The sequence below is a fragment of the Paenibacillus wulumuqiensis genome (assembly GCF_000971965.1).
In the GTDB taxonomy this organism is placed as follows: domain Bacteria; phylum Bacillota; class Bacilli; order Paenibacillales; family Paenibacillaceae; genus Saccharibacillus; species Saccharibacillus wulumuqiensis.
This window is the reverse complement of sequence record NZ_KQ040792.1, coordinates 613733-640007: the sequence shown is the minus strand read 5'-3', so window position 1 is coordinate 640007 and position 26275 is coordinate 613733. Positions and strand designations below refer to the sequence as shown.

21 protein-coding genes and 1 riboswitch are annotated in these 26275 nt (G+C 52.7%); of the genes, 2 read left to right on the top strand and 19 right to left on the bottom strand.

All coding sequences use genetic code 11. The features are described from left to right. Positions 1-81: 81 nt before the first annotated feature. The 9 genes from wecB to prfA all read right to left on the bottom strand — a co-directional run bounded on the left by wecB (position 82) and on the right by prfA (position 9999). Complete coding sequence (gene wecB, locus WH45_RS02780) at positions 82-1254, bottom strand: non-hydrolyzing UDP-N-acetylglucosamine 2-epimerase (RefSeq protein ID WP_046212835.1); 1173 nt, start codon at positions 1252-1254, stop codon at positions 82-84. Between the two features lie 20 nt (positions 1255-1274). Continuing rightward, positions 1275-1904, bottom strand: a complete 630-nt coding sequence (gene upp, locus WH45_RS02775; RefSeq protein WP_017810980.1) for a uracil phosphoribosyltransferase — start codon at positions 1902-1904, stop codon at positions 1275-1277. A 513-nt stretch (positions 1905-2417) separates the two neighbouring features. After that, positions 2418-3668, bottom strand: coding sequence for a serine hydroxymethyltransferase (glyA, locus tag WH45_RS02770; RefSeq protein WP_046212834.1), 1251 nt, complete (start codon positions 3666-3668; stop codon positions 2418-2420). A gap of 91 nt (positions 3669-3759) precedes the next feature. Continuing rightward, entirely contained in the window at positions 3760-4347 is a 588-nt protein-coding gene (locus WH45_RS02765) for a TIGR01440 family protein (RefSeq protein WP_046212833.1), read from the bottom strand. A 265-nt stretch (positions 4348-4612) separates the two neighbouring features. Next, a riboswitch (ZMP/ZTP riboswitch) is annotated at positions 4613-4696 on the bottom strand. 67 nt (positions 4697-4763) lie between these two features. Next, on the bottom strand, positions 4764-5357 hold the full coding sequence (locus WH45_RS02760; RefSeq protein WP_046212832.1) for a low molecular weight protein arginine phosphatase: 594 nt from the start codon (positions 5355-5357) through the stop codon (positions 4764-4766). A 116-nt stretch (positions 5358-5473) separates the two neighbouring features. After that, positions 5474-6580, bottom strand: coding sequence for an L-threonylcarbamoyladenylate synthase (locus WH45_RS02755; RefSeq protein ID WP_046212831.1), 1107 nt, complete (start codon positions 6578-6580; stop codon positions 5474-5476). A 237-nt stretch (positions 6581-6817) separates the two neighbouring features. Beyond that, on the bottom strand, positions 6818-7996 hold the full coding sequence (locus WH45_RS02750; RefSeq protein WP_046212830.1) for an FtsW/RodA/SpoVE family cell cycle protein: 1179 nt from the start codon (positions 7994-7996) through the stop codon (positions 6818-6820). Positions 7997-8030: 34 nt separating this feature from the next. Then, entirely contained in the window at positions 8031-8900 is an 870-nt protein-coding gene (gene prmC / locus WH45_RS02745; RefSeq protein WP_046212948.1) for a peptide chain release factor N(5)-glutamine methyltransferase, read from the bottom strand. Positions 8901-8931: 31 nt separating this feature from the next. Further along, positions 8932-9999, bottom strand: coding sequence for a peptide chain release factor 1 (gene prfA / locus WH45_RS02740; RefSeq protein ID WP_046212829.1), 1068 nt, complete (start codon positions 9997-9999; stop codon positions 8932-8934). Between the two features lie 460 nt (positions 10000-10459). On the opposite strand from prfA, the gene WH45_RS02735 reads away from it, so the two are divergent. Then, a complete protein-coding gene (locus tag WH45_RS02735) occupies positions 10460-11446 on the top strand; it encodes an aldo/keto reductase (RefSeq protein WP_152663472.1) in 987 nt (328 codons plus the stop codon). A 272-nt stretch (positions 11447-11718) separates the two neighbouring features. Here the strand turns inward: WH45_RS02735 and ychF are convergent, their stop codons facing one another. The 10 genes from ychF to WH45_RS02685 form a co-directional block, all read right to left on the bottom strand. After that, on the bottom strand, positions 11719-12819 hold the full coding sequence (gene ychF, locus WH45_RS02730) for a redox-regulated ATPase YchF (RefSeq protein ID WP_046212827.1): 1101 nt from the start codon (positions 12817-12819) through the stop codon (positions 11719-11721). Between the two features lie 91 nt (positions 12820-12910). Then, positions 12911-14650, bottom strand: coding sequence for a methyl-accepting chemotaxis protein (locus WH45_RS02725; protein WP_082096497.1), 1740 nt, complete (start codon positions 14648-14650; stop codon positions 12911-12913). Positions 14651-14863: 213 nt separating this feature from the next. Continuing rightward, positions 14864-15913, bottom strand: a complete 1050-nt coding sequence (fni, locus tag WH45_RS02720; RefSeq protein WP_052723590.1) for a type 2 isopentenyl-diphosphate Delta-isomerase — start codon at positions 15911-15913, stop codon at positions 14864-14866. Positions 15914-16127: 214 nt separating this feature from the next. Further along, the gene (locus tag WH45_RS02715) at positions 16128-17624 is read right to left on the bottom strand and encodes a phytoene desaturase family protein (RefSeq protein WP_046212824.1); all 1497 of its coding nucleotides are present in this window, start codon (positions 17622-17624) and stop codon (positions 16128-16130) included. Beyond that, the gene (locus WH45_RS02710; RefSeq protein WP_235338224.1) at positions 17621-18877 is read right to left on the bottom strand and encodes a glycosyltransferase family 2 protein; all 1257 of its coding nucleotides are present in this window, start codon (positions 18875-18877) and stop codon (positions 17621-17623) included. Before WH45_RS02710 ends, WH45_RS02715 begins: the two co-directional genes overlap by 4 nt. 13 nt (positions 18878-18890) lie before the next feature. Beyond that, entirely contained in the window at positions 18891-19625 is a 735-nt protein-coding gene (locus tag WH45_RS02705) for a lysophospholipid acyltransferase family protein (RefSeq protein ID WP_046212822.1), read from the bottom strand. Continuing rightward, positions 19609-20403 carry a carotenoid biosynthesis protein gene (locus tag WH45_RS02700; protein ID WP_046212821.1) on the bottom strand — a complete coding sequence of 265 codons (795 nt, stop codon included), beginning with the start codon at positions 20401-20403 and terminating at the stop codon, positions 19609-19611. The genes WH45_RS02705 and WH45_RS02700 overlap by 17 nt, the downstream gene beginning before the upstream one ends. Beyond that, positions 20403-21284: a phytoene/squalene synthase family protein gene (locus WH45_RS02695; protein ID WP_082096494.1), complete on the bottom strand. Its 882-nt coding sequence runs from the start codon at positions 21282-21284 to the stop codon at positions 20403-20405. The genes WH45_RS02700 and WH45_RS02695 overlap by 1 nt, the downstream gene beginning before the upstream one ends. After that, a complete protein-coding gene (locus tag WH45_RS02690; protein WP_046212820.1) occupies positions 21281-22756 on the bottom strand; it encodes a phytoene desaturase family protein in 1476 nt (491 codons plus the stop codon). Before WH45_RS02690 ends, WH45_RS02695 begins: the two co-directional genes overlap by 4 nt. Further along, positions 22753-24303, bottom strand: coding sequence for a phytoene desaturase family protein (locus WH45_RS02685; protein ID WP_046212819.1), 1551 nt, complete (start codon positions 24301-24303; stop codon positions 22753-22755). The genes WH45_RS02690 and WH45_RS02685 overlap by 4 nt, the downstream gene beginning before the upstream one ends. Positions 24304-24560: 257 nt before the next feature. Here WH45_RS02685 and WH45_RS02680 point away from each other — a divergent pair, with 257 nt between their 5' ends. After that, positions 24561-26117: a phospholipase D family protein gene (locus WH45_RS02680; RefSeq protein WP_046212818.1), complete on the top strand. Its 1557-nt coding sequence runs from the start codon at positions 24561-24563 to the stop codon at positions 26115-26117. The last annotated feature ends 158 nt before the right edge of the window (positions 26118-26275 follow it).

The following is a 26275-nucleotide window of genomic DNA, read 5'->3' as shown; positions in this document are numbered from 1 at the left end:
AAGTCCTCACAAAAGAACCTCATAACCGTGCGGGTTATCGCGCCTACCCTACAGTATCACTGTATACTGTAATCCGTCATTTCACAAGACTGCTGTAGGCCCTTTTTTGAACGTTGTGTGAAATTCTTCAGGACGCTCTTCCAAAACGCCATAATGGTGCAAAATGGCATTGACAATTCGCTTGGATGCCTGACCATCTCCATACGGATTAGCCGCTTTGCTCATGGAATCATACAGTTCTTGATCGGTCAGCAGTGCCTGTGCACGCTCGTAAATCTTCTCTTCATCCGTACCTACCAGCTCCAGCGTGCCGGCTTCGATACCTTCCGGACGCTCTGTCGTATCACGCAGTACGAGTACAGGTACACCAAATGAGGGAGCTTCTTCCTGCAGACCGCCGGAATCCGTCAGAATCAGATGGGTATGCGGATAGAAGTTGTGCAGATCCACAACGTCCAGCGGATCGATCAGCTGAATGCGCGGATGGTTGCCCAGGATCTCATGCGCAGGTTCCTTGACGGCTGGACTCGGATGAACCGGATATACGATGGCGATATCTTCGAACTCATCGGCAATACGTTTGACGGCACGGAAAATATTACGATGCGGCTCACCCTGTGACTCACGACGGTGTGCGGTCATCAATATCAGGCGCTTGCCTGCTGCCCACTCCAGTACCGGATGGTGATAATCAGGCTGCACAGTATATTGAAACACATCCGTAACGGTGTTGCCTGTGATATACACGCTTGACGCAAGCTTATTTTCTTTGTACAGATTGCCGGCAGACCATTCGGTCGGAGAGAAATGAAGATCGGCAAGTACGCCGGTCAGCTGACGGTTCATCTCCTCCGGATATGGAGACATCTTGTTCCATGTGCGAAGACCCGCTTCTACGTGTCCTACACTGATCTGCTGCATAAATGCGGCATAGCTCGCGAGGAACGTAGTCAGTGTGTCGCCGTGAACCAGTACGATATCCGGCTGGGCTTCACGCAGTACAGGCTCCAGTCCGCCCAGAACGCGGATGGAAATCTCATTCAGCGTCTGGCGGTCTTTCATAACATCGAGATCATAGTCCGGAGTGATTTTGAACACTTCCAGAACCTGATCCAGCATTTGACGGTGCTGGGCGGTAACGCAGACAACGGATTCGATATGTTCAGGATGCTGCTGAAGCTCCAGGATGAGCGGAGCCATTTTGATCGCTTCCGGACGCACGCCAAAAATAGTCATTACTTTGATCTTTTTCATAATTGTGGTCATACCTCGCTTTACTTAGTTCCGTACAGACGGTCGCCGGCATCGCCGAGACCAGGGACAATATAGCCGTGATCATTCAGATGATCATCCAGTGCCGCTACATAAATATCAACGTCAGGATGCACATCATGTACAGCTTTGACACCTTCAGGAGCAGCAATCAGATTCATCATTTTGATCTGGGTGCAGCCGCGTTTTTTGAGTACGTCGATCGCTGCGATCGCAGAGCCGCCTGTAGCCAGCATCGGATCGATCACGATCAGTTCGCGTTCCTGTACATCTGTCGGGAGCTTCACATAATATTCCACCGGCTGCATGGTATCCGGATCACGGAACAATCCGACATGGCCCACCTTGGCTGCAGGCAGCAGCTTCAGAACGCCGTCGAGCATGCCCAGACCTGCGCGCAAAATCGGAATTAGTCCCAGCATACGCCCGGAGATCACTTTGCCTTCGGTCTTAACGACAGGCGTCTCCACAGGGATCGATTCCAGCGGAATATCACGTGTAATCTCGTAAGCCATCAAGGTAGCCACTTCGTCAACGAGTTCACGGAATTCTTTGGTATTGGTGTTAACGTCACGAATAAACGTGAGTTTGTGTTGAATTAAAGGGTGATCGCATATCACCAGTTTTGCCATGGTTAGTCCCTCCGGTATGTTCAATAATAACAATAGTTAAGTCCTGCGTATCCGTATGTAGTCACATGACATGTCATAAGGGTAAGGACTGGGAAAAATGCTTCTTCCCGTAAATCTTGTCTATTATATCATTACCTCAGGGCAATTTCACCCGCAACTCTACTGATTTCACGCAATTCTCGAATCCTGTAGTATAACGCTTACATTTTCCAAATATAAGCGGAATCATCCTGTTTTCACCCAGTCCTTATTATTATAAGGGTAAATGGCTTGAATGGGGTAAATTATTTTAATTTTTTCAAAAAAATTTACTGGAAAAGTATACAAAAACCGGCAGAAGGAAATTCCTCTGCCGGTTTGCGGGATCAGGCTGAATATAAGAGCTGTATAAATGTTCTATCCAGCCGGATTTTCATAAGAATATAATTACATATAAACTGAGTATAATACTGTTGATCAGCCCCATACCATGTGAAATCCCGGACTGATTGCGGTTCATTTTACAAATGATCCTTAGTATTTGACCTGCTCATACAGCGGGAAACGATCTGTCAGTTCAGCAACCTGCTTGCTTGCCTGTGCCAGTACAGCTTCGTCTTTTGGAGACTTGAGCGTCATGGCGATGATTTTGCCGATCTGCTCCATCGCTGCTTCGTCCATGCCGCGGGATGTGGCAGCAGGCGTACCAAGACGGATACCGCTTGTTACGAACGGGCTGGTCGGATCGAACGGGATTGCATTTTTGTTGGTCGTAATGCCGACGGAATCCAGTACATGCTCGGCTTCTTTGCCGGTGATGTTGATATTGCGGGTATCGACCAGCATCAGGTGGTTATCGGTACCGCCGGATACGATCGTCAATCCTTCGTCCACCAGTGTCTGTGCGAGCACTTTGGCATTTTTGACTACATTTTGGGCATAGGTTTTGAAAGAAGGCTGCAGCGCTTCACCAAAAGCTACCGCTTTGGATGCAATTACATGCATCAGCGGACCGCCCTGGGAGCCCGGGAATACGGCTTTGTCGATAGCAGCTGCCCATGGCTGACGGCACATGATCATTCCGCCGCGTGGTCCGCGCAGTGTCTTGTGGGTCGTCGTCGTCACGAAATGGGCATGTGGCACAGGGCTCGGATGCTCGCCTGCAGCGACCAGACCGGCGATATGAGCCATATCCACCATGAACAGCGCACCTACATCGTTGGCAATGGAAGCCAGTGCTTCAAAGTCGATCGTACGCGGATAAGCACTCGCACCGGCCACGATCAGACGGGGACGATGTTTGAATGCCGCTTTGCGGACTTCATCGTAATCGATCAGGAAGTTGTCTTCACGTACGCCATAAGCGACAAAGTTGTACAGCAGGCCGGAAGCATTAACCGGACTGCCGTGTGTCAGGTGTCCGCCGTGAGCGAGATTCATGCCGAGTACGGTATCGCCAGGCTTGAGCGCTGCCAGATATACCGCCATATTGGCCTGCGCGCCGGAGTGAGGCTGCACGTTGACATGCTCTGCACCAAACAGTTCCTTGGCACGGTCACGGGCGATATTCTCGACGATATCCACATGCTCACAGCCGCCATAGTAGCGTTTGCCCGGATAACCTTCGGCATATTTGTTGGTCAGTACGGAACCCATAGCTTCCATAACCGCTTCACTTACGATGTTCTCGGAGGCGATCAGTTCGATATTGGTGCGCTGACGCTTCAGTTCCAATCCCATTGCTTCCAGTACTGCCGGATCACTGTTTCTCAATTGCTCCATCATTCGTCGTTTCCCCCTGTAGGTCATTATTTATTCAAGCTAAAATCGCAGACAGGCTGCGTGTAAACACAATCGTTATTGGTCTTTCCCGGAATCAGTCGCATGCTCCGCCATCCGCCTGTGGAAGCGGAGCATATACGGCACGTTCGCCGCCGATCAGCTTGGGACGGATACGCGCTGCATTGACGCGGGCTTCGCCTATGTAGCGGATAGCAGGCCGGTAAGGGACAGCTACACGCCGCAGATGCATGCCGATCAGCGTCTCACCGATATCGATTCCGGCATGGGCTTCCACCGTCTCGGCCAGGCACGGATCTTCCATCGTCTGGTACACATACGCGGCCATGGAGCCTCCGGCACGCGGAATCGGCACTGCCGCCACCTCGGTCCAGTTGTACCGCTCCAGGGTGGAACGTTCAATAACCAGTGCACGGTTCAGGTGCTCACAGCATTGAAAGGCCAGCTGAAATCCCAGCTCCGCCTGTACTTCCCGGATTCCTTCTACCAGGGCTTCCGCAATATCGAGCGTTCCGGATGTACCGATATGCTGTCCGGCAATCTCGCTGGTACTGGCACCGATTACCAGCAGCTTATGGGGTCCCAGATTCGCAGCTTCCGCCACTTCACGGGTAACCGCTGCAGCATTACGTCGAATCGATGCAATCTTTTCCTGATCAGCCATTATTGTTCTCCTGCCTCCTTTGTGCTTTTATCACAATGTTCAACAGCACCGACATGATTCAGTTCCGCTTTTCATCATTATTATAGCGCAGGCAGGAGAGGTACGGCGACATTGATCCAAAAACATATGCCGTTCCGGCATTTCCAGCTGCTTGTGGGCTGTAATGTATACTGCCAGGCAAAAGGCGATCACAGACAACAGAACATGCCGGACTCCCAAAGACCAAAAAAAGAGCAGGACACACATGCGTATGCGATGTGTATCTGCTCTTTGCCCAGGCGACCGGCCGTATATCCCAGTGCTCCATCGTGGTCAGGTTCCACTCTTGTCGCCAGTTACACCGGGTCTGTCTTGTGCTTACATCATAAGACATGTTTTTTATAAAATCAACACGTTCCTGCGATAAAATTAATTTTTCAGGATTCTCTGGGGCGATAGGCTTCCAGCTTGTCCAGCAGCTTTTCCAGTGCAGTACGGATATCGGCTGCGGCCACTTCATAATCATCCCGGCTGCCGCCATATGGATCGATAATATCAAAGCCCGGGATACGCTGCTGAATCTCGATCAGCCGCTCATACTCATCGGAGTCAATCTTTTCCCCAAGGGCGCGGCGTATTTCCAGTGATGCATGCAGGCTATCCAGTTCTTCCAGATCAGACAGCACATGGGCATCATTTTCCACATATTCTTTGAGTGTGTATACTTTGCCCGCTGCTGCCGGAAAACGGCTCAGCACATGCTGCTTGTGGCTGCCGGTCAGTGTCAGCACCAGATCGGCCCATTCTATCGTATCCCTTGTAAGAGAGGAGGAGGTCAGACGATCATAAATTTGATGATCTTTTAATACAGCTTCGGCATGATGGGAAACGGACATTCCATCGACCGCAGCCACCCCTGCTGAACGAACTTCTACCGGTATTCCGCGTTCCTGCGCCAGCTTCCGCATAAAAGCCTCCGCCATGGGACTGCGACAGGTATTGCCTGTACATACAAATAAAATACGATGCATACCACGCACCTCCATTCAATGGATTCAGGATTCAGATCATTGTACTGCTTAACCTCTATTATAGCAAAAGACATCCTATCGTTCACTCGTACAGGCAGGTGATCCGGGGAACACGATCATACGTGTATCATCCGGCCGCCGGCTGCTTTGGAAAGGCGGTTCATCACGGCCATGCCGACGCCTTGTTCGGTACAGCCTGTAGCCATGATAAAGGTAATTCCATGTGCATCCAGCGTACGCAGACAGGCATACAGACGGCTCGCCGCTACCTCCGGCGTGTACCGGCTGCCAAGCGACAGCTGCAGCGCTGCTCCATAATCATCCTGATCCTCGTCAAACCGCAGCACCCCGGTACGCTCCCCGCGCTTCTCTGCCTGATGCAGCTGCTCACGAATATGATGGCGTACAGCATCACGTTCCTCACCCAGCACAATGGTCATACTGCCGCGCGGAGCGTAATGGGCATACTTCATCCCCGGTGCACGCGGTGCCGTATCGGCTGACAGGCCAGATAGCCCCGGGTCCCTCATAACCGATGAAGCGACTGTGAGCAGCTGATCTTCCGTAATGCCGCCCGGACGGAGGATCAGTACCGCTCCATCCTCCTGCACCTGAATAACGGTCGATTCGACCCCAACACCGGCGCTGCCGCCATCTACGATTCCCTGGATGCGGGAAGACAGATCTTCGGCCACATGCTCCGCTGTGGTTGGACTGGGACGGCCGGAGCGGTTGGCGCTCGGCGCAGCCAGTGGACATCCTGCCGCCGTAATCAGACGCAGTGCCACCGGATGATCCGGCATCCGCACACCTACCGTATCCAGTCCGGCTGTGACATACGGAGATACCGCTCCCGGCTGCACCGACATGACCAGAGTAAGCGGCCCCGGCCAGAACTGCTCCATCAGCTTGCGTTCCACCGGCTTCACATTCGTGACCAGACGATCCAGCTGTTCCAGCTGTGAAATATGCACGATAAGCGGATTGTCGGATGGTCTTCCTTTGGCAGCAAATACAGCCTCAACCGCTGCGGAATTGCCTGCATCTGCTCCCAGCCCGTACACCGTCTCTGTCGGAAAAGCGACAATCCCGCCCTTTCTCAGAATCTCGCCGGCTTCTGCAATATGTTGTTCTGCTGTATTCACCTGCCGCGCATCCCAGATTCTCACCGGTTGATCCGCAGACGATGGAGAATAACCATTCTCCGTCCAATCGTTCATCATGTACTGCCTCCCTGTCTTGTATGCATTGCCCTGCCTGCCATTCTCTATACAATATTTATACGTCCATATCCCTGGTCATGCAGAAAAGGAGACCCGATGGCAAGCTCCCGGTTCTCCTTTTGTATCCTGACGCCGTCTGCTGTTGGGTTCTGCGGTATTCTCGTAACTCATCATTCTGCGTAATCCGCAGACATTATCGAGCTTGAGCTGTATGGTGAGTACGCTATGTACTCTAATCTAGTTCAGTGTGTAACGGCTCGACGCTTCCATGGGAAGATCTTCCGTATCCAGCTGGTTATGAATCCGGATACTCATGACCAGACCCATACAGGCCATATTCATGACGAGCGAGGTACCGCCAAAACTGATAAACGGCAGCGTAATCCCGGTCAACGGCATCAGACCGATAAACATGCCGATATTTTCAAATATCTGATACAGCAGCATCGCCACAATACCAATAATCAGATAAGGCCCGGCTCGCTCCCTGCACTCCAGGGATACCAGTACCAGCCGGTGAATCAGCGTAAAGTACAGTAACAGCAGTACTGCTGCCCCGATAAATCCGAACTCCTCTGCTACCACGACAAAGATCGAATCCGAATACGTTAACGGCACACGTTCCGCCTGTACAGAACTGCCTTTCATAAATCCTTCCCCGCCCAGACCGCCTGAAGCGATAGCCAGTTTGGCATTGCGTGTATGATAAATCGCCTTGGGTGTGGCTTCGTCCGGCATCAGCCACGGGTCAATACGTTCCATCCAGTGGTCCCGCTTGATCTCTGACAGATACGTCTCAATCTGATCATGGTACGCTACATAACTGCGAATACCCACAATGACCATGACCGCTACCAGCGTAGTGAAAATGATCGCCTGCGTGTATTTGATATTACCGATCCACAGCAGCGCCACCATGATGATCAGATAGCTCAGCGCATTTCCAAGATCATTCTGCGCCATAACGATAGCAAACGGAACAAAGGTTACGGCAACCAAAGGCGTAATGTCCTGCCAGAACAAAAGCTTGAGCTTTTTTTTGGAAGCCAGCAATGTAGACAGGGCAATAATAAGCACCAGCTTGAACAGCTCTGCCGGCTGCAGACTCAAACCGCCTATACTCAGCCAGCCCTGGGCGTTGTTAAGCGTCTGACCGATGATCATAACGAGCAGCAGCAGGGCAATCCCGCCGATATAAATATATTTGGCATACCGGATCCAGAGCCGGTAATCCACGAGTGCAGCTATAAAAAAGACAATAAATCCGGCCAGATAGTACATGGCCATTTTGCTGGTAGAGCCGCCAAAACGTGAGCTGCTGTGGGTCGCGCTGTAAATGACCACCAGACTTATCGCCATCATGATCAGTAAAATCGTAAATAGTGTCCAATCGATCCGCTTCAGCTTTGTGATCATGCCTGTCTCCTTTTCGCATTCAACCTGTACTGCTTCAGGTTAGGATTCCAATTACATGACGTTCAATACCGGCAAGGTCCTTGATAATATGAATCTGTTCATAGCCCGCTTCACGAACCATCTGTGCAACATCCGGGGCCTGTCCCTGGCCCAGTTCAAAAGCGACCATCTCCGGGCGATTCGCCAGCAGACTCAGCTGGGACATCATGATCCGGTAAGGTCCGAGACCATCCGGGCCGCCGGCCAGTGCGGTCAGCGGCTCATGCTCTCTCACTTCCGGCTGCAATCCGGCGATGTCTTCATCGGGAATATACGGCGGGTTGGATACCACAATATTCACACGCTTCCCGGCAAATGGCTCCAGCAGATTGCCCTGCTGCCAGCCAATCTCCGTGCCCTGCTGTCTGCTGTTATGCTGTGCGACCTGCAGAGCGTCCGCCGAAATATCACTTGCCCATACTTCCCAATCGGGACAAAGGCGGGCAATCGTGAGCGCGATGGCTCCGCTGCCTGTGCCAATATCGACGCAGATCGGACGCTCTCCATCGGCGCGTGAAGGAAGCGTATGCCCCAGCTTCACCACCGCTTCGACGAGCAGCTCCGTTTCCGGACGCGGAATGAGTACCGAACGATTCACGTGGAACAATTCTCCGTAAAATTCCTGTTCCCCGATAATATACTGTGCCGGTTCACCCTGGGCTTTGCGATTCACTACGCTCTCCCAGGATTCACGCTTGTCTACCGGAAAGGGGTCGGGCAGTGCCATATAATAAGCAGCTCCCGATAATCCCAGCACCCATTCCAGCAGCAGTCTGGTATTGGATTCCGGCTCCATCACCTGCTGCTCCCTTAAAAAAGAAGAAGCCTCAACATAGGCTTCCCTTATACTTCGCTGCGGCTGCATGACGAACAGCTGTTGATCCTGTGCCAACCGATCAGGCCTCTTTGGCCATCAGGTCAGCCTGCTCGGCCAGTGTCAGCGCCGATACGATTTCTTCGATCTCGCCATTCATAACCTGATCCAGCTTGTGCAGTGTCAGTCCGATCCGGTGGTCGGTCACACGACTCTGCGGAAAATTATACGTACGGATACGCTCACTGCGATCTCCGGTACCTACTTTGCTTTTACGCTCGCCGGCGTATTTGGCTTCTTCTTCCTGACGCATCATATCGGAGATACGGGCGCGCAGTACCTGAAGCGCTTTTTCCTTATTGGAGTTCTGAGATTTGCCGTCCTGACAGGTCGCTACGATTCCGGTCGGCATATGGGTAACCCGTACTGCCGATTTGGTCGTGTTGACGGACTGGCCGCCCGCACCGCTGGAACAAAATGTATCCACACGGATATCTCGGTCATGAATCTCAATGTCCAGCTCTTCCGCTTCCGGCATAACCGCCACTGTCGAGGTGGACGTATGAATACGTCCGCCTGATTCTGTCGAAGGAATACGCTGTACACGGTGTGCGCCGCTCTCGAATTTGAGCTTGCTGTAAGCGCCGCGTCCATTGATCAGGAAAGTCACTTCCTTGAATCCGCCCAGATCGCTGACATTGGTATCCAGCACTTCGACGCGCCAGCCCTGTGTATCTGCGAAACGGGTATACATACGATACAGATCGGCTGCGAACAATGCTGCCTCGTCGCCGCCTGCCGCGCCGCGAATCTCCACGATGACGTTTTTATCGTCATTTGGATCTTTTGGCATCAACAGAATATGAATCTGCTCTTCCAGTTCTTCCTTGCGGGCAGACAGTTCATCGATCTCCATCTTGACCATCTCGCGCATATCGTCATCGAGCTTCTCGCCCTGGAGCTGCTTGGCTGCATCCAGCTCTTCGGTTACCCGGCGATATTCGGTATACGCTTCAAATGTCGGCTGTAGATCCGACTGTTCCTTGGAATAATCACGCAGACGCTTGGAATCACTCGCCACATCCGGATCACACAACAACTCGCTCAATTTCTCATAGCGGTCCGCTAATGCCTGTAAACGATCTAACACGGAAAACCACCTCTTCATATATTCAATAGTTATTTATAAAATTCAGGGAAAATACGATACCGCACATCCACTTGGAACTGTGAAATATGCCTGTTCCAACAACTTCCGCAAACGGAAATATAACGATAAAAGGAATACCCTGCCTCCAACCGCATCACAGATGTACGGGATACAGCTGCCATTATGCGTCAAATACAGGGTTACGACTCTTGATTATAGCATAAGCAGGACAGCTTTCCTATCCTAAATATGCAGTTTTCACCATTTTTTTGCGTAGGGCTGACGAAGCGTTTTTAGCCGGATTTGGCTATTGTTCTGCCGGTTATTTATAATAAGCATATCGGAATGATTAGCTTCGATGTCTGTTATGTGCAGCCATCCGCTCATGTCCGGTACAGCGTATCTATTTCTCTATCGCCCGTCAGCCATTACATGAACCTCAAGGAGGAAAATCATGACCATTACTCAACGAACCATTGGAAAGCAGGGGCTTGTCGTATCACCGCTCGGTCTGGGATGTATGGGAATGTCCGAGTTCTACTCGGGAAGGGATGAGCAGGAATCGCTGCGCACTCTGGAGCTGGCTTTTGAGAAAGGTATTACTTTTTATGATACTGCAGACATGTACGGAAATGGACACAACGAGGAGTTTATCGGTCCCTTTATTCGCAAGCATCGCCATGATGTTATCATCGCCACCAAGTTCGGTAATGTTCGTGGTGATGACGGATCGTACCAGGGAATCAGCGGGCGTCCCGAATATGTGCGCGAAGCATGTGAGAAAAGCCTGAAGCGGCTCGGCATCGATACGATCGACCTGTATTATCAGCACCGCGTCGATCCCGATGTACCAATCGAAGAAACGATCGGGGCGATGGCCGAACTGGTACGTGAAGGCAAAGTGCGCTATCTGGGAATGTCCGAGGCTTCTGCTACGACGATTCGCCGGGCGTATGATGTATTCCCGATCTCGGCGCTGCAGACCGAATACTCTCTCTGGAGCCGGGATGTGGAAGACGAGATTCTGCCGGTGTGCCGTGAGCTCGGAATTGGCTTTGTGCCGTACAGCCCACTCGGACGCGGCTTTTTGACCGGTCAGATCAAGTCATTCGATGATCTGGCGGAAGATGATTACCGCCGCTACTCGCCGCGCTTTCAGGGCGATAATTTCCAGAAAAATCTTGATCTGGTCGACCGGATCGGCGAGATTGCTCAGGAGAAGAACTGCACCTCTTCCCAGCTGGCGCTCGCCTGGCTGCTGGCACAGGGAGAAGATATCGCTCCGATCCCCGGCACGAAAAAGACCAAATATCTGCTGGAAAATGTGGGAGCACTGGATGTTTCCTTTACCGATGAAGAGCTGCAGCGGATTGATGCCGTCGCTCCCAAAGGTGCAGCGGTCGGCGAACGCTATCCCGAAGCAGGCATGGTTAACGTGAACCGCTAATCATGCAGGAATCATCAGGATGAATACAGGATAACCATTATTGATGCAGGAACGGTCCGTCAAATGACGGGCTGTTCCTGCATTTATTTGTGTGTATCCAGCAATGAGAACTGAAAAGGTTGGGCATGCTCCTCATCAGCCTTTTCCGGCAAAATAAAAGCCTTATCCCGCCAGCCCACTCGTATACCTAGCGTATACGGAGAGCTTTATGGAATAAGGCTTTTATACTTTATACTTTCATATAGGAATGAACCGGTAGATCCGTCTAATTCTTATACGTTGAAACGGAAGTGCATAACGTCGCCATCCTGCACGACATACTCTTTGCCTTCGAGGCGCAGCTGGCCACGTTCTTTGGCACCGTTCATGGAACCGGCATTGACCAGATCTTCATAGCTCACTACTTCGGCACGGATAAATCCGCGCTCAAAGTCCGTATGGATAACACCGGCTGCTCCAGGAGCTTTGGTGCCTTTGCGGATCGTCCAGGCGCGTACTTCCTGTACACCGGCTGTAAAGTACGTGTACAGACCGAGCAGACGGTAGGCTGCCTTGATCAGGCGGTTCAGGCCGGATTCGGACAGACCCAGTTCTTCGAGGAACATCGCTTTGTCTTCATCTTCCATTTCGGAAATATCCGCTTCGATCTTGGCACTGATCGGAACGACAACGGCATTTTCCGCTTCGGCGAATTCTTTGACTTTCAGAACATAAGGGTTGGTGTCGGCTTCAGTTACGCCATCTTCGCTTACGTTGGCTGCGTACAGTACCGGCTTCATCGTCAGCAGGTGCAGATCGCGAACGATCAGGCGCTCTTCGTCGGTCAGCTCCACGCTGCGGACAGGCATGTCGTTGTACAGGGCTTCCTTGATGCGCTCCAGTACTTCCACTTCCTGTGCGTACTGCTTGTTGCCGCCCTTCATGTTCTTTTTGGAACGGTCGATACGCTTCTCAACGCTGTCCAGATCGGCCAGAATCAGCTCCAGGTTGATCGTCTGGATATCGCTGATCGGATCGATTTTGCCATCGACGTGTGTGATGTTCTCGTCTTCAAAGCAGCGTACCACGTGTACAATTGCATCGACTTCACGGATATGGGCGAGGAATTTGTTGCCCAGGCCTTCGCCTTTGCTTGCGCCGCGTACGAGACCGGCGATATCGACGAATTCAAATGCGGTAGGGACGGTTTTTTTCGGTTCAACGAGTTCGGTCAGTTTGTCCAGACGCTCGTCCGGCACTTCGACAATACCGACGTTTGGATCAATCGTACAGAACGGATAGTTGGCGGATTCGGCACCCGCCTGGGTAATTGCATTAAAAAGTGTGGATTTCCCGACGTTAGGAAGCCCGACAATACCAGCTTTCAAAGCCATTTATATGACAACTCCTATTAGTTGAATTGGTAAGCATTCGATCTGAATTTCCACACTATTATATATGAGAACAACAGAGGTGGCAAACGAACTATACGATAAATTTATCCGATTGTCCCTTCAGGTCGTGAGCCAGCGTCTTCAGGCTGCCGGATATCTCGGAAAGTTCCGAGACGGATTTTTGCTGTTCCAGTGCACTGGCAGCGACTTCCTCGGTCATGGCGGACGTCTCCTCGGTTGCCGAAGCGATATAGCCCAGATGTTCTTCTACCTCATGGCGGATATGCTGCATATCGTCTGTTTTCTCCGACAGCTTTAGCGCCAGCTGATGCACTTCATCGGACACCCGACTTACCTGTTCAAAGGATTCCATACACTCCTCGATCTGCACTTCCTGACGGTTCGCCGAATCCATATTCGCTTCAAACTGTACATTGATCCGGCTGATCTGCTCCACAAACTGGCGGAGAATACTGTCGATTTCGCCGATGGACTGTTCGGATTGCTGGGCCAGATGGCGCATCTCGCTTGCGACGACCGAGAAGCCTTTGCCTGCTTCACCGGCACGGGAAGCTTCGATCGAGGCGTTAAGCGCCAGTATCTGTGTCTGCTTGACGATGCTCTGCACCTGTCCGCTGATGTTGGAAGCTTCGCGGGACTGCTCTGCCAGAATCTCGGATTGCTGCTGGATCTGCTGGACACGGGCGACATTATCTTTTCCTTGTTGTAACAATTGTTCATGTTCGTGCCTTACCTTGTCGCTCACACTCGACAGCTGCTCGGCTGTGGCGCTGAACTGGCTCACATAGCTGCCGATTTCATCGATAATATGGCCCAGCTGGGTCGACTGCTGGACGGATTGTTCGGTCTGCTCTGCCTGCTGGGTCGAACCGGAGGCAATTTCCTGAATAGCCCGGGACAGTTCTTCTGTCTGGCGAAGTGTTCCTTCGGCGACTTCAGCAATATACTGGGAAGAATCCTGCAGTGTACTGGAACCAGACTGAATGCTGGTAATCATCTCGGTAATATGATGGATCATGGAATTGTTGAGGTCGCTGATCTCACCCAGCTGATCACCGGTAATGCGCTGCGATCCTATAGTCAGATCTCCCTCAGTGACTCGCTCCATACTGTGCTTGATCTCTCCCACCTGAGACAGTGTACGGCGGATAAACAGCATCGCACACAGTGCTGCCAATAGCACAACAGTGGCAAAGATCGGAATGACCAGCTTGTATGCCTGGGTCAGTGTTTGTTCATATACCTTATTAACAGCCGCTGCAGAAATATCGATTCCCAGATAGCCTACGGTCTGGCCGCTCTTGTCCTTGATCGGAGTAAAGGTAGAGAACAAATCTCCCCATTCCGGATCAGACACCACATCGGTGGTCACGCTCTGGCCGGCAGTCAGCCGTGCTGCCGCATCGGCATCAAAATCCATGGAATCATTGTAAGGACTGTATTCCTCATCATTCCAGTCTGCTCCATCCACTGTGTAAAACCATGTATTATCCGTGTAGTTAAACAGGTATACATAGAGCGCCCCGGACTGCAATCGCAAATTATTGATCTGGGTGCGCAGGTCTTTGTATTCCTGGCTCTGTTCGGGGTCACTGTACGTATATAATTTACGGATCTCATCCGTATTCAGCTGTGCTGCGGTATGGGTCGCCAGCGTCTCATTGCTTTGTTGAAGTGTAGATAACGCTGATTCCTGTATGAGGCGCTGAGTCGTCCACATGGTCAGCGAGCCGATAATGAATAATGGCAGCAGAATAATAAGATACAGTTTGGGACGCAACCCCAATCTGATTTGCTGAAGCTTTTTCAATTTCTCTTTCCTCCCTGCAATTACGATCATGATGTATAGTACGAATTACCTATATGTTATCGTCTTGCAGGCACGAATTTTGTAGAGTTTTGCAGAAAATTTCTTAATTTCAAAATGTTTTTTGCAAAAAACTTCGCTTAACTCCAGATTAGATTAAGTTCAAACCTACGCGAGAAAGCCCGGAATCCATCCCGGGCTTGGTGCATGGCTATTCTATTCGTATCTGTATAGCCGGTCGGTCTGCTGCAGTTCACTGATCCGGGCAGCTCCGACGCCGAACATGGCTGCCGACAGCTCAAACTCTACACGGGTCAGCACCTGCTCCAGTGCCTCTGTCGATTCGACCGCGGCTCCCAGCAGCGAACGGCCAAAGCCTGCCAGATCGGCACCGAGTGCAATCGCTTTGGCGGCATCGACGCCATGACTCAGTCCACCGCTGCCAATCAGCGGCATCTGCGGAAGCTGCTCGCGCACGTCGCGGATACACTCCGCGGTCGGCGTCCCCCAGCCTGCGAATGCCTCGGCAGCGGCGCGGCGCACCGGATCGCTGCTGCGGAATTTCTCCACCTGGCTCCATGATGTGCCGCCCGCTCCAGCTACATCGATAAAAGCAGCTCCGGCATTGGCCAGCCGGCGTGCGGTACTTCCATCAATGCCCCAGCCCACTTCCTTGATGCCTACCGGAACATCCAGCTGCCGGGCGACCTGCTCGATCCGGGACAGCAGTCCGGCAAAGTTGACATTGCCTTCCGGCTGAAACACTTCCTGCAGGCTGTTCAGATGCAGCACCAGCGCACTCGCTTCCGCCAGTTCCACAGCACGTCTGCATTCGTCGATACCAAATCCGTAATTGAGCTGAACCGCTCCCAGATTGGCGATGACCGGAATAGTCGGTGCCTGCTGGCGCACATTAAATGTAGCCGCCAGCTCATCATGCTCAATCGCTGCCCGGACTGATCCAAGTCCCATCGCCCAGCCGCGGCTTTGCGCAGCTTCGGCAAGACGACGGTTGATCTGCCCGGTCGCTTCGCTGCCGCCGGTCATGGAGCTGATCAGCAGCGGCGCACGCATCGGAATATCCAGAAATGATGTACTCAGATCAATACTGCCAAAATCCGTCTCCGGCAGCGCCTGGTGACGAAAGTGATAATGCTCCAGTCCTGAGGTGACGCCTGCTCCAGCTACGTCTTCTTCCAGACAGAGTCGTACATGTGCGCTTTTCCGGTCGGAAATATTGCCTGTTATAGGGTTCTCCTGATTCATGAGCCCTTCCTCTCTGAAACCGGCCGCCTGCAGATGCTGTCATGATCATGCTGATCAGCCCTCTGCGATGGACCGGCCACTTCCTTGTATTCATTTGGCTCATCCTGCAAGCCCATTATTTAAATATACCAGCATTCCGTTGTAATCCAAACAGGAATAATAGATATGCTGCCTGCATTCCGAACAATGCCCACCAGAACTGTGTCTGTAGAGCCTACAAATGATCGGCAATATGCCGGGCGACTAGCTGCCCGGACAGCGTCACAACCGGCGTGCCTCCGCCGGGATGAGTCGTGCCTCCTACATACCATAATCCCTGCACATCCCGGCTGCGATTGCCCGGCCGGAAAAAGGTCTGGCGTGGACCATTGGACGATATGCCATAGATTGCACCCTGATGCGCATACGTATCACGCCGAATATCCTCGGGCGTATAATGTTCCCAGACCGGGCCCTGGCGGATGCCGTACAGACCGTATCCTTCCAGGATCTTACCGATCTGCTGACCATATGATTCACGCTGCTCCTGCCAGTTCCATTGATCCGATATATAGGGCGCATTGGCCAGAATAAACAGATTGCTGCCACCCGGCGGCGCAAGCTCCGGTTCGGAATAACCGGAATGGCAAATATACAGCGTCGGCTGGACTGGCGGCTTTTTTTGCCCGAAAATCGACTGGAACTCCGGCTCATATTGTTCCGGGAAAAAGACCGTATGATGCAGCAGCTGATCGTACTGCTGCGGTACACCGGCCAGTGTTACGAATCCGGACAGGGAAGGCTCATAGGCGTCGATCCGTCGATCCGGCAGGGAAGGACGCTGCTCCTGTGGCAGCAGCATTCGATTGGCGCTCAGTACATCCCCATTTACAATGACCAGCGGGGCCTGCCAGCTTCCCTGATCCGTCTCCACCCCGCTTACCCGGCCGGAACTCGTCAGAATCCGGTTCACTTCCACACCCGTTCGGATCTGTACGCCCAGCTCCAGCGCCAGCTTCTCCATCCCGCGCACAATCTGATAGGTACCTCCGCGTACCCCATAGACACCCTGATTGGCTTCCACATGAGCCATCATGGCAAAAATCGACGGCGCCTGATACGGGGAAGCTCCCACATAGGTAGCATACCGTCCCAGCAGCATCAATGTATTGGGATGACGGAAATATTTGCGCAGCAGCAATTGGAGCGTAGTCAGCGGACGGACACGCAGCAGACTTTTGCCCATGGAAGGTTTGAGCTTGTCCTTCCATGACAGCAGCAGGGTATTCAGGAACTGGGTATCCGCTTTCTGATACAGTGCCTCGGCTTCCTGCAGAAAGCGCGGATAATTCAACGCATCCTCCGGACTGTATGCAGCAATCTGCTGCGCTGTCACGGAGGCGTCACGGCTCAGATCCACAACCGATCCATCAGCGAAAATATTGCGTGTGCGCGGCTCCAGTTCGTACAGGTGCACATAATCATCCATCGACCGGCCGGCATATTCAAATACGCTGCGGAATACATGCGGCATCGTAATCGTGCTCGGTCCCCGGTCAAAATGATAGCCGGCCCGTTCAATCGACTGCAGCTTGCCGCCCACGACAGGCTGCTTTTCCAGCATAGTGACTTCATAGCCTCTGACTGCCAGCGTAATGGCGCATGACAATCCGCCAAAACCGGCACCAATGATAATGATCTTGCGGCTGCCGGGCTGTTGATTGATATTCATCCGCAGGTCCTGCCTTTCCAGCTGTAGCCTTTGCCCTTGATGCCTGCGAACCAGGAATCGAGCAGAATCAGGATTAGACAGAGAGCACTGGCAGGCAGCAGTACACCCATCCAAAATGGCTTGCCGCTGTGATGATCGATGATTCCTTTGCTCAGCATCCCTGTCAGTACGGCTGCTGCCGACCAGCCGATCAGCTCCGTCTGCATGGTGATCAGACCATAGATCAGCATGAGCAGCGGCCATATAAACAGCAGTGTATATAATACAGTAATCCCCAGTACGAGCAGCGGATTGCGCCCGGTACCGGCAAATATATTTTTCTTGTAGCCTTCCCATACCTGGGCGGCATTACGATACATGCGGGCCGAGGTATGACGCTGCACATCCGCCAGCGTAACCGGATCACCGGCTTTTTTGACCGCTTTGGCCAGCTCCATGTCTTCAACAATATGATTAAAAATATGCTTGTGACCGCCGCAGCGTACATAGCTATCCCGGTGAATCATCAGCCACGCCCCGGTTACAGCCAGGTAAAAGGGAAGTGGACTGCGCCGCACCATCATGATCGGCAGATGATAGCCAATCACAAAAGCCATCATCGGCACGACCAGACGTTCCAGCCAGGTTCCCGTCTCCATGCGCGGAAAGCCGCTGATCAGTCCGGTCTGCTGGGAGCGTGCCGTTATCATCGCTGCCTCCAGCGCTTCCGGACCGAGTCTCACATCCGCATCCACAAACAGCCACCATTCTCCCTGTGCATGCTGGGACAGCTGATGACAGGCATACGACTTGCCCATCCAGCCTTCGGGCAGCGGCCGCCCTTCGTACAGATGGACACGGGTATCGTCCGCCATTACCTTTTTCACTTCGCTAACCGTCCCGTCCTCGGAATGATCGTTCATGACGAGAATCTCCAGCTCTATACTGTCGGTTCGGCAGGACAGCACCGATTCCAGGCATTCCCGGATATTAATCTCCTCATCACGAACCGGTATCAATATGGACAGCAGCGGTCGTTGTTTGCCGGTGGAAGCAAGCTCAGTCCCATGGGATGCCGCTAATCCATCCGCCGGGCCAGCAGCAGTGCCGCTGTATGTATGATGGGTAGTGGTATTGCTGTTCTGCTGGCTGTAATCATACTGCTGTTCCCATCCGTACGAATGCAGCCGACTGCCCAATTTTGGCATTTGCCGGAGATTCCAGATTGTGAACAGCAGCTGAAGGACCAGCCAGAGCGTTATTGCCTGCAGCATGAACTCCATAGATTCACCTTTTTCTGAGGCTGCGATAGTGGTCGTACTTCTCATCGGTAGAGCGCTGGCGGCGGATCAGATCCTTGGAACCCGGTAGCTCTCCATCTGCCATGAGCAGCCGGTTACGCTGATCGTCCAGCTGGCTGGTGATGATTGTCTCCAGCCGACTGGCACAATCACGGGGCGACAGTCTGCTCCAATCCTGATATACAGGTGCACCGACCTGCAGAGAAGCCTGCAGCCGGGCATGCTGATACAGTCCATAATATAATGTCACCGGAATAACCGGCACGGAACCAGCGGTCTGTCTTAGCAGTAGACCGATACCCGGACGGAAAGTGAGCGGACGCATTTCCAGATGCCGTATCTCTCCCTGAGGGAACATCCATACCCGCTTGCCCTGCTCCAGCAGCCCGGCCGCATAGCGCAGCGACTGCCGGATATCGCCTGGACTGCCTTTATCAATCGAGAAAGCGCCCAGCTTGCCAAAAAAGGCATACCGGTTCAGCTGACGCTCCTCCATCATCACATAGTGATCCGCAGCCGAGGTATGACGAAACGCATGATAAATAAGCAGACCGTCCCACCAGGAACTATGGTTCATAATATACAGGGCCGGCTGATCCGCCGGTGCAAGATCCAGCTCACCGGATAGGGTAAAGGAATGAAAATTCCGGCGCAGCAGATACCATTCGTTGTAACGGATAAACATCCGGTCAAACCAAAGCGACTTATGCGCGGGTATCATACCGGTAGCTCCCTTCCGCGAGCAGTATGCCAAGCGCAGCCGCCAGCATCGAACCTTCGATGCCTGCTTTCCAGGCCAGCAGCCCAAACAGCAGCAGCATGCCCTGATACAGAAAAGTCGCCTGACGGTGCACCTTGCGGGTGATAAATAATATCGGCAGTGTCAGCGAGAGCACTCCGCCCACGACAAACCAGGCGATAAAATTACTCCATGGCACTCCATAAAATCCTCCGCTTCCGCCCCAGTGCCAGAATCCGCGCGCATGGGCGACCGGGTCCAGTACCAGATCCAGAATAATGATCCAGATGCCGATTTTGACAGCACGCAGCAGACGCGCAGACCAGGAGCGTACAGCAGCAGGCACCTGCCTGCCTGTCTCCACCCGGGCACTACTGAGCAGCGCTCCGCCGGCTACCACACCAATCCAGCCAAACCCGAGCGTCCACGGTACACCGAAAATCAGGCTGCCCAGCACAGGCGTATATTCATACTCTCCAAACGGCCATCCGGTATGTACACCGATCCATTCCAGCGACATCCCGCCCAGCCAGATTATCACGGCCGGCAGCAGCAAACGGACATACGGTTTGCTCTTCCCACCAGTGACTGACCGGTCGGACAGCTGCCAATACACCTGATGTCGCTTCATCAGATACAGGGCATACAGCGCGTAAAATACGAGAAACAGTCCATTCGAGAAATCCAGCACTTCCGGTACGCGAATGGTTAACAGCAGGGCGGCTCCAATCGCGTACCAGATCCAGAATAACCAGCCCATCAGGATACCGCAGGCCGTTCAAGCATTTCCAGATTTACGCCATGATGCAGAGCTACCTTCATCAGCAGCTCACGCTTGCGCGCTTCATCCACATAGGCACGCTGGGAAAATACATCGTATTCATTATCTGCAATGGCATCCATAATGCCCGCATAAAATGTCGCTGCCAATTCCACCGTAAACGCACTGCGTTCCGGATAAGCATGTAAATCTCCAAGCCCTGTCGCAAACCACTGCTCGGCCAGCAGACGCAGCTCATCCATCATCGCCCGAAAACGATCATTGATCACGCCGTTTTCCAGCTCCTGCTCGGTATAGCCGTGTTTGTTCAGCAGCTCCAGCGGCACATAACGCCGTCCTCTGCGTCCGTCTTCACCGATATCCCGCATAATGTTCACGATCTGCATTGCTTTGCCCAGCGCAATGCCGGAATGACGGATCTCTTCGCTGTGCTCGCCCTTGAGTACAGGCAGCAGCATCTCGCCCACCGTACCGGCTACGAGATAACAATAATGCTCCAGCTCCCGCATCGTGGAATAGCGAGTAAAGGTCAAATCATATGTCTGCCCGTCCATCTGCCGCTGAAACGGCGTCCGTGACAATGAAGGAAACGCATCAAACAGCCAGCGCAGGGAAGGCCAGATAAAGTGTCCTTCCGCCTGTTCCAGATTGGCAAACAGGGACTGCAGCTCCTGAATCGTATAGGCGGATTGGTCCGGCTCGTCCACACTGTCGTCAATCATCCGGCAAAAGGCATAGATGACATGAACCGCTTCTTTCTCGGGACTGTTCAGCCAGCTAAAGGCATAATAAAAAGACGACGAACCGTGACGGATCATTTCTTCGCAGCTTTGCAGATCCGCTTCGCTTACATAATTCAAATTCCCAACTCCTTTACAATTTGCTGTACAGCCATTCTCGCTCCCTGCATCACAATCGGTACGCCGCCGCCGGGATGCACGGATGCTCCGGCTGCATATAACCGGCGTATGGTCGGAAAAGGTCTGGGCTGGGGGCGATAGACACCGGACTGACGAAGAATCGGTGCAATCCCAAAGCTGCCGCCTCCATACAAGCCGCTGCGCAGCGCATCCGCCGGTGTGCGTACTTTCATCCATTTCAGGGAATCACGCAGTCCGATGAATCCCCTCTCTTCGGCGGAATCCAGCACCTGCTGCACGAGCCGGTCGGTATCCTGTTCCCAGTCGATGCCTGCTTCATCCGTTACCGGAATCAGGAAATACAGAACACTCTCGCCTGCCGGAGTTGCATCTTCATCCAGTGCCACCGGATTGAATACATAAAAGGAAGGATCCCGCGGCAGCTGACGATTACGGAAGGTCTCGCGCAAACTCGCATCCAGACCATTCGGCAGGAAAAATTGATGGGTCAGCATATCCGGCCATTGTCGCCTGGTACCCGCATAGATCAGTACACATCCGGTAGATGGCTGATAGGGCGTACGGCGCGGCTTGATCGGCGGCTCGCTGCCAGATAACAGGGAATGAATATAGGGAAAGTCCCCATTATACAATACAGCATCAAATGCCTGCTTTTCTCCATCTGCCCGGACACCGAGACAGACACCATGTCGCACCTCGATCTCCTCCACCGGACAATTCAGATGGACGGTAACACCGCGCTCCGCCAGCTCTTCTCCGAGAATCTGCGGCAGCATGCCATATCCTCCCTTGAGCATCCAGACACCAAAAGCATGCTCCGCATAAGGCAGCATCGTATACAGTCCCGGCGTCTTTTCGGGAATGCCGCCGATATACAGGCTCTGCAGCGAATAGGCTTCACGCAGCTGTACATGGCGGAAATACATGCCTGCCGCGCTGCTCAGATTGCGATAGGCGCGCAGACTGCGCATCAACGACAGATTGCTTCCGCTAAAAAACTGCGTCCAGGCCGGAAAGTCACGCTCCAGAAAAGAAGTCTGCCCCCGTGGAAACAACGGACTCATCTCACGGATAAACCGCTGGAAATTCCGTCCTTCTTCGGGAAATACACGTTCCACTTCCTCTGCCTGATGCTCCGGATCACGATGCTTGGTCAGCACTTTGCCATCCGGATAATGAATACGGTACAGCGGATCACATTCGATCAGCGGCAGGCGATCACGACTGACTCCCGCTTCCTCCAGAATGCTGTACAGCATCTCCGGCAGCAGCACAATCGTCGGTCCCTGATCAATCCGCTGCTCGCCCTCTTCTTCAAAGGCGATTCGTCCGCCCAGCCGGTCGCTCTGTTCGAATACCGTTACATCGACGTCCCGGCGGCTTAATAACAGGGCTGCCGTCAATCCGCCGATGCCCCCGCCGACGATGGCGATCTTTTTCCTACGGCTCATGATGGCTCCGCCCCGGCCAGAACCGATCCGGCGTCCATTTTGGAAGAATGGGCTACCCCGTCCTGCTTGAAAATAAGCGATGTACTGATCCGCGCCGATTCAAAGATCGTCGGCAGTCCGCTGCCCGGATGCGTTCCTCCACCAACCAGCCATACGCCATCCACTTCCTCGAATTGATTATGTGGACGAAAAGCCATCATTTGTCCCAGATTGTGGGTCAGGTTAAAGGTCGCTCCCTGATACACATCCAGCTGCTGCTCCCAGTCCAGCGGGGTAAAGAAGCTCATCGTCTCGATCCGGTCACGCAGTCCCTGCAGCTGCGGAATCTGCTCTGCCCGATCCAGCATCTGCTCCTTCACCTGCTCGCGCTTGGCTTCCCAGTCGGTCTCGCCTGTCAGATTCGGCGTCGGCATCAGAATATACAGCGCCGATTTGCCTGCCGGAGCCAGCGTTGAATCCAGCACCGAAGGGTTGTGCACATAGATCGACGGGTCCTCGGATAACGTCTTGAACTTGGTGATTTCATCTACATTTTTGTGATAATCGGCAGAGAAGTGAACCGAGTGATGCTCCAGATCGACAGCACCGTCAATCCCCAAATAGAGCATCGCGGCCGAACAGGAATATTTCTTCTGTGCCAGCTGATCCGGCGCATACTTGCGCAGCACACCGGGTTCGAACAGCTGGTTCATTGCCGAAGCAAAATCGGCATTGATTACTACATGGTCGGCATGGATCTGTTCGCCGTTGTCCAAGATCACGCCGGTTGCCTTGCGGCCCTGCGTGATGACACGCTGTACCCCTCTGGAAGTATGTACGCGTCCGCCGTGCTCGGAGATCACCTGTGCCATCGCTTCAAACACGGAATTCAGCCCGCCTTTGGGATGAAAAAGACCATAGCGATGTTCCAGGTAGGACAGTATCGTAAATGTACCCGGACATTCCCAGGCGGACATACCAAGATATTTGGACTGAAACGTAAAAGCCTGCTTGAGGCGCTCATCCTTGAAATAACGGGACAGCCGTCCATAGACGGTATCATTCAGATGCAGCTTGGGCAGCGCACGAAGAACATCAGCGCGCATATAATCGGCCAGACTGGAGAATGGACGGCGCAGCAAAGGCATCACCTTGTCCAGCTTCACATCTTCCTCTTCCAGATAGCGATAGTATCCCTGCTCATCGCCAGGGAACAGGCGGGCGATCTGTGCTGCCGTATCCTCGCGATCCCGGGAAGGCTTGAATACCATATCCCCAAAATGCAGGCTGTACAGCGGTGTCAGCTCCTGCATGTCTACATAATTATCCAGCGAACGGCCGGACATCTCAAATAACTCCTCGATCAGGTGAGGCATCATCAGGAATGTGGCTCCGCGGTCAAACCGGTATTCACCCAGATGCAAACGGGAAGATCGGCCGCCTACCACCGGCTGCTTCTCATACACGTCCACCTCGTACCCGTGACTCGCAAGGATCATGCCTGCAGCCAATCCTCCGGGTCCTGCCCCAACAATAACTGCTTTGCGGGTAGACTGAATTGCTTTCATTACATTCCCCTTTTTCCTCTGTGATAGCGTTATTCTGGTATTACATGTAACTATGATGGATACCCATGAACTATATATAAACGCGCGATACCCCGTTTGCAACTGTATGTCACAGATTTTACAAAATTAAATTTTAATCTTCTTAAAAATCCATTAATTTACATGTTGACGTTTTGCGTCAAAAACCGACTTTTGTTGTTATATGGATACATATGTGACATGATCTGTTGTCCATCCTGAAAGGAGCTTCACTGCTAATGAAAGCATTTTCCAAAAATACACCACCTATTCATGCTTCGGGTCCCGGTAAACGCAAGTCCAGCTGGCAGGCCATTTCCCTGCGTTCCCTGCTTGGTTTGCTAATTATCTGGCTTATCGCCGTTATGATCTATCAGACCCATAAACCACTGCCTGCGGGAGTATCCTATGAAGGCCCGCTCTATAATGTGGACCATGTGAATTTTTATTACGATCTGACCTATGCCGCTCCGGGAACCGAGAACAGCTTTACCCAGAAAAGGCAAATCTACGATCGTATCGTCAAAATGATCGGTGAAGCCAAAGACTACATCGTCATCGATATGTTCCTGTTCAACAATTACGTACATAAAGGGCAAAAATACCCGCAGCTGAGCGAGCAGCTCACCAACAAACTGATTCAGCGCAAGCAGCAGGTGCCGGATCTGCAAATTGTCTTCATCACCGATGAGGTCAATACCGATTACAATTCCAATCCCAATCCGCTGCTGGAGAAAATGAAGCAAAACGGCATTGATGTCATTATGACGGATGTGGACCCGCTGCGCGATTCGACGCCGGTCTATTCGGCGGTATGGCGTACCTTTTTCCAGTGGTTCGGCCAGGAAGGCAATGGACATATTCCCAACGGCATGGCTACATCCGGTCCCAATGTGACCTTCCGCTCCTATCTGAAGCTGATGAATGTCAAAGCCAACCATCGCAAAGCAGTCATCACCGAGAACAGCGCACTCGTCTCTACCGGCAATATTCATGATGCCAGCGCGTATCATTCCAATATCGCCTTTGAGGTGCAGGGACCGATCACGGCCGATCTGCTGCGGGCGGAGCAGGCGGTGATCGATCTGTCCGGCAGCAAGGTACAGCTGCCGGAATATGAAGAGACCACCCAGCCAAGCAGCAGCTCTGGTGCATTGGCGGGCCCTGCAGCCTCCACACCGGCTACGACCGGCAAAGGAGATATCCAGCTCCGCTATATTACCGAAGGCAAAGTATACGATCGCCTGCTGGAAGGCATACAGAGTACCCGCGAAGGAGATACCCTGTGGATGGGCATGTTTTACCTTGCCGACAAGCAGGTGACTTCCGAACTGATCAATGCCTCACAGCGGGGTGTGAAAATCCAGCTTATTCTGGACCCGAACCAAAATGCCTTTGGTCAGGACAAAATCGGCATCCCAAACCGTCCGGTTGCTGCCGAATTAAGCAGCGAGACCGACGGCAAAATCGGCATTCGCTGGTATAACACGACCGAAGAGCAGTATCATACCAAGCTGATGTATATCGATCGGGGATCAGGCAATGATCTGATTATCGGCGGCTCGTCCAACTTTACCCCGCGTAATCTGAAAGATTACAATCTGGAAAATGATCTGTGGATCTCCGCTCCCGGGGACAATGCACTGATGAAGGAAGTAAATGATTACTTCACCATGCTATGGACCAACAATGGAGAGCAGTATACCCTGCCGCTGAGTGCTTACCAGGAAGACAGCACCTGGATCAAGGATATCGCCTACCGACTGCAGCTGATCCTCGGCTTTACCACGTTCTGAATCGTTATCCATCTGTAGGGGCTGTACAGGTAATCTGTCCTCGCTAGTCGGCTCTTCATATATTATTGGCAAAAACGTCTGTCCTTCCGGGGAGCAGGCGTTTTTGTCGTATAGGCATTTACCGGAGAATACCGGTTTGACATATTAAAAATGATGTG

What these genes read in the sequence shown, in the direction of transcription:
- wecB (WP_046212835.1), bottom strand. Translation starts at nt 1,254, where the DNA reads ATGAAAAAGATCAAAGTAATGACTATTTTTGGCGTGCGTCCGGAAGCG.
- upp (WP_017810980.1), bottom strand. Translation starts at nt 1,904, where the DNA reads ATGGCAAAACTGGTGATATGCGATCACCCTTTAATTCAACACAAACTC.
- glyA (WP_046212834.1), bottom strand. Translation starts at nt 3,668, where the DNA reads ATGATGGAGCAATTGAGAAACAGTGATCCGGCAGTACTGGAAGCAATG.
- WH45_RS02765 (WP_046212833.1), bottom strand. Translation starts at nt 4,347, where the DNA reads ATGGCTGATCAGGAAAAGATTGCATCGATTCGACGTAATGCTGCAGCG.
- WH45_RS02760 (WP_046212832.1), bottom strand. Translation starts at nt 5,357, where the DNA reads ATGCATCGTATTTTATTTGTATGTACAGGCAATACCTGTCGCAGTCCC.
- WH45_RS02755 (WP_046212831.1), bottom strand. Translation starts at nt 6,580, where the DNA reads ATGATGAACGATTGGACGGAGAATGGTTATTCTCCATCGTCTGCGGAT.
- WH45_RS02750 (WP_046212830.1), bottom strand. Translation starts at nt 7,996, where the DNA reads ATGATCACAAAGCTGAAGCGGATCGATTGGACACTATTTACGATTTTA.
- prmC (WP_046212948.1), bottom strand. Translation starts at nt 8,900, where the DNA reads ATGCAGCCGCAGCGAAGTATAAGGGAAGCCTATGTTGAGGCTTCTTCT.
- ychF (WP_046212827.1), bottom strand. Translation starts at nt 12,819, where the DNA reads ATGGCTTTGAAAGCTGGTATTGTCGGGCTTCCTAACGTCGGGAAATCC.
- fni (WP_052723590.1), bottom strand. Translation starts at nt 15,913, where the DNA reads ATGAATCAGGAGAACCCTATAACAGGCAATATTTCCGACCGGAAAAGC.
- WH45_RS02715 (WP_046212824.1), bottom strand. Translation starts at nt 17,624, where the DNA reads ATGAATATCAATCAACAGCCCGGCAGCCGCAAGATCATTATCATTGGT.
- WH45_RS02710 (WP_235338224.1), bottom strand. Translation starts at nt 18,877, where the DNA reads ATGCTGCAGGCAATAACGCTCTGGCTGGTCCTTCAGCTGCTGTTCACA.
- WH45_RS02705 (WP_046212822.1), bottom strand. Translation starts at nt 19,625, where the DNA reads ATGATACCCGCGCATAAGTCGCTTTGGTTTGACCGGATGTTTATCCGT.
- WH45_RS02700 (WP_046212821.1), bottom strand. Translation starts at nt 20,403, where the DNA reads ATGGGCTGGTTATTCTGGATCTGGTACGCGATTGGAGCCGCCCTGCTG.
- WH45_RS02690 (WP_046212820.1), bottom strand. Translation starts at nt 22,756, where the DNA reads ATGAGCCGTAGGAAAAAGATCGCCATCGTCGGCGGGGGCATCGGCGGA.
- WH45_RS02685 (WP_046212819.1), bottom strand. Translation starts at nt 24,303, where the DNA reads ATGAAAGCAATTCAGTCTACCCGCAAAGCAGTTATTGTTGGGGCAGGA.
- WH45_RS02680 (WP_046212818.1), top strand. Translation starts at nt 24,561, where the DNA reads ATGAAAGCATTTTCCAAAAATACACCACCTATTCATGCTTCGGGTCCC.